This is a genomic window from Aminobacter sp. P4_H6_2 (assembly GCF_056400805.1).
In genome coordinates this window covers 1-1,417 of the sequence record NZ_JBFUKO010000948.1, presented here as the reverse complement: position 1 = coordinate 1,417, position 1,417 = coordinate 1, and the positions used below count along the sequence as shown (strand labels likewise).

General features: G+C 53.4%; 1 protein-coding gene. It reads right to left on the bottom strand.

All coding sequences use genetic code 11. The features are described from left to right. Positions 1–310: 310 nt before the first annotated feature. Entirely contained in the window at positions 311–1,225 is a 915-nt protein-coding gene (locus AC1DUU_RS31950) for a hypothetical protein (protein ID WP_476787306.1), read from the bottom strand. Between the last annotated feature and the right edge of the window lie 192 nt (positions 1,226–1,417).

The window sequence follows — 1,417 nt, the reverse complement described above, 5'->3', positions numbered from 1 at the left end:
ATTCTGTCAAGCGAAAAGGAATGTTGTCCTAGCGTCAAGCGTGGGAGTCGCCTTGGACGGGGTGAGTTTAGCGAACTAAGGGGTTTCAACTTTCGTGGATTTGGTCGGGCGTTCGGTAGATCTGAAAATTGAAACTCTTCCTTGAACGCCAATAGGCTTTCACTGGCCTGTCACACCGGAGCGCAAACTGTCCAAAGGTGTGGCAGCGCCATTCGTAAGTCATTGATTGACTGTGTCGTGGATTTTTGCCACACCGCCCGCTAAATAGCCGCCTGAATTGGGTTGACGGCTTCCGGGCGAGAACTAAACCCTAACCAGCCGCTGCAGCAAAGTTTGTAAGTTCTGCTTCCAGCAGGTCAGTTGCGAGCTGCATCGCCAGGTTGGTTGCCTCATTTAGCGTACCTCGTCCGATACCGTCGTGAACGAGTTTGCTGCGCTTCTGGTAGAGTTCGTCAAACGCCTTCGCATCGGCGTCTGAAGCTAGTGTCCTAAATTTAGTCATATAAGCTTGGCGCAGTGACTGGCGCTTTGCCGTTGTCAGCGTTCGTTGCAAAGTCTCGTGGATATCATCAGCAAGCCGTTGCTCCGAGAGATGATGCTCGAGCTCGTCAATCGCCGCTTGGAAGTCTGCATCTCGGACCGCTTGGTCGCACAAGGCCTCGACCGCTGAAATGAGTAGAATGAAACGGCCTTCGGTTTGGGCTACGAAGAAAGAGTCATTGATGAGAGCGGCACAATTCCGCTGTCGTTCAGTCAACGCGGATATGGGGTTGATCCACTTGGCCACGCTTTCTTCAAATCGCTGAGTGCCTATTAGCACGCTGCCGCGGGCTTGAAATCCAATAATGCTGACCGTGTCCTTCTTGTAGACCATGAGGCCGTGTGTTTCCGGGCGGAGTTCTCGTCCAGTATCTTTTGTTACGGCTTCATGTATTGCTGCGCTGAATTGGAGCGTGGATCGGCTGAAGCCGATGTCGATGCCTAGTTTCGAAATGGCACCGACGACTAGGAGCGTGTCTCCCAGCTTTTGACCGGCTTTGCGGGCTTCGTCTTCGGTTTCGAACCCGTTGATTTTCGCGGTCACCCAATGGCCCATGGGATAGGCTTCGTCACCCATCTCGAATGTCACGGCAGAAAAATCGGGGATGCTCACATCCAGCAGGGTACCTTTCTCAAGCTCCAGCGGCGAGAGAAGTTTAAAGCGGTAACGGGCACAATAGGTCATCAGGGAATCCGTCGTGACATCTGCTGCAGGCGCGTTTGAGAACGATTTGGCTTACGCCTTCGTAAGATCCGTTGTGTCCTTGGCGAGAGCGTCATCGATCGCAGCCGAAACCCACTTGGTAATAAGCGCCCGCGCTTCCCACAACTCCATCGGCTTTGCATGCGGCTTAGTGTGAACGGATGGATGGTGACG